The sequence below is a fragment of the Meiothermus hypogaeus genome, assembly GCF_003574035.1.
Classification (GTDB): domain Bacteria; phylum Deinococcota; class Deinococci; order Deinococcales; family Thermaceae; genus Meiothermus; species Meiothermus hypogaeus.
In genome coordinates this window covers 1-2,303 of record NZ_QWKY01000155.1, presented here as the reverse complement: position 1 = coordinate 2,303, position 2,303 = coordinate 1, and the positions used below count along the sequence as shown (strand labels likewise).

Genomic DNA, 2,303 nt, shown 5'->3' with positions numbered 1-2,303 from the left:
TTTCCCGGTAGAGGGCGTGCAGGTTGTCCGGGTGGTGCCGCAGCTTGAGCTCCAGCCGGGGGCGGCGTTGGTGTTTGGCCAGGTGCATGTCCTCATCTTAAGGGAAAAACCTAGGGGGAGTTCTTATAACACCCAGCCAGGTCGCCTACATACGAGCATTTTTTGCAACACCAAGAGTTTGAAGCACACCTGGCTGAGGTTTGCGAGGGTTCACGCACCAGCCCTGAGGTGTGCAGATTTCAGCCAGCGTTTTTAGTGGGGGGCTGTATTGTAGGGGAATGCGTGTGGTGTTGTTGAGCAGCTTGCTGGCTTTATTACCGCTTGCTTTTGCACAGAGTGAATCTGCTTTCAAGGTTGCATGGGACTGTGGGGCCCCAGCAGAAAAGGTGGTTTGTTTGCAGCATTCGGGGTTGGTGCAGGTTGGCTTCAGTCGGAATGGAGGCCTCAACCAGCCCGTGTCCCTCGAGCCCGCACTGGCTTTGGGTGCTCGTCTACAGGTTCAGATGCTTTGGGAAGGTGTGGGGTACCTTGCAGACCTGGGCCTCTGGTACGAGGGAGCCGTTCAGTTTGGCCTACTGGAAGCCTATATCCATGAGGATCTGGGGGAGTTTGGCTTGAGCCTGGGCAAGCGCCGCGATTACAGCGGCCCCTGGGACGATACCCTGGTGGGGCGGGATGGGCGGTGGGGGGTGTTCGCCCGCTATCGACCTGCGGAGGTGTCCGGGCTGGGCCTTGAAGTGGCTTATCTGCCCAACGCAGGGTTGGCAGGAGGGCAGGGTTTTGTGGGGGCTGGCGCGGGAATCTTCCAACTGGGTACTTTTGTGGAAATCGTGCAGATACCGAACGGTTTGGGGGAACTGAAGCCCTCCCTGAGCCTCTACCCCAGGGTGGGGTTGCAAGGCCAGGAGGTAGAGGTCTTCTGGCAGTCGGATCGGGGTTTTTGGAGCCGGGCTTCACTGCCGCTCCCTTTGGGGCAGGCCCTGGGTTGGGTGTTGCAGTGCCCCTGTAACGCTGATACGGAGGCCTGGGCCCTGATCCTGGATCGCAGCCGATTTGAGATTTCCGTGTGGTGGAATCCCGAGTGGGATTACCTGGGCGAGAATAGCCCCTTTTTGCCCCAGGAGCGGTTGCGGGCCTGGTTGCAAGAGCCGCGCAAGCTGCTTTTAGGGATGGCCTATAGCTGGAATGAGCAGCTTCGTTTGGCCGTAGACCTGTCCAGGGCACCGGTGGAGGCGCTACGAGTCTATTTCCAGCTTCACTGGCAATAGGGCTGGTAGCCCGCGCGCACAAAATACAGGCCATGCGGAGGCGCCGTGGCGCCGGCGTCCTTGCGGGTGCCGTGCTGTAGCAAATGGGCAATGGAACTGGAGTCCCGCTTGCCGAGCCCCACCTCTACCAGCGTGCCCACCATGCTGCGCACCTGTCCGCGTAAAAAGCCCGAGCCCACAAACTCGAGCCAGATTTCCCGCCCGCCCTCGGTGGGCCAGACCTCGAGGTGGGCCCGGTAGATGGTTCGCACCGTAGAGCGCTCCTCCTTGACCGCAAAGGCGCGAAAGTCGTGGGTGCCCACCAACGATTCCAGGGCATGGCGCAGGGGAATCAGGTTGAGCGACTGCGGAATCCACCAGACCCGATGCCGCTCCAGGGCTGGGGGCATTCTGCGTTGCAGGATGCGGTAGCGGTACTCGCGCCAGTGGCAGCTCTTGCGGGCATGGAAGTCCGGCAGCACCTCCTCGGCCCGCAGGGCCCGGATGTCCGGGGGCAACAGGCTGTTCAGGGCGTAGGGGATTTTCTCCACAGGAATGCGGTCGGTGGTGTTGTAGTGCACCGGCATGGCCAGCGCGTGCACGCCGGCGTCCGTGCGGCCACAGGGCCAAATTTTGGGCCTTGCTCCGGGAATTTTGCTGAGGGCAGCCTCGAGCTCCTGTTGCACCGTGCGCTCGCCCTGGGCCTGGGTTTGCAGCCCGGCGAACCCGGTGCCGTCGTACTCGAGGGTGAGCAAGATGCGCCTAAGACCTGTGTTTTCCGATATCGCCTGTTCTGCCAAAGCGAATGTCATTTTAACCGCAGGTAGTCTTTCGACAATCAATCCCCTGTGATAAGAAATCCCTCTGATCCATTCCCTCATCATCCTCCCGGCCACCAGTGGAAGAGGGTATGGCTCCGAATAAGGTCCGGCTGGGTCTGCAGGTAGGCACAGCGGGCTTCCACTTTGCTCCACAGTGCCTCTTCATCCTCCACCTGCCCATTGGCCACCACCCCATCAATCAGCCCCCAGGTTCGTTCCACGGGCTGCAGCTCAG

Annotated in this window: 2 protein-coding genes and 1 pseudogene; 1 reads left to right on the top strand and 2 read right to left on the bottom strand. The window is 60.9% G+C overall.

Features of this window, described 5'->3' with window-relative positions; genetic code table 11:
• A pseudogene (locus Mhypo_RS18690) lies at positions 1–88 on the bottom strand (transposase); the annotation flags it as partial.
• A 367-nt stretch (positions 89–455) separates the two neighbouring features.
• Here Mhypo_RS18690 and Mhypo_RS17615 point away from each other — a divergent pair.
• Positions 456–1,268, top strand: a complete 813-nt coding sequence (locus Mhypo_RS17615) for a hypothetical protein (RefSeq protein ID WP_240637360.1) — start codon at positions 456–458, stop codon at positions 1,266–1,268.
• Here the strand turns inward: Mhypo_RS17615 and truA are convergent.
• Positions 1,256–2,047: a tRNA pseudouridine(38-40) synthase TruA gene (truA, locus tag Mhypo_RS17610; RefSeq protein WP_240637358.1), complete on the bottom strand. Its 792-nt coding sequence runs from the start codon at positions 2,045–2,047 to the stop codon at positions 1,256–1,258. The two genes, Mhypo_RS17615 and truA, sit on opposite strands and share 13 nt — an antisense overlap.
• Positions 2,048–2,303 lie beyond the last annotated feature (256 nt).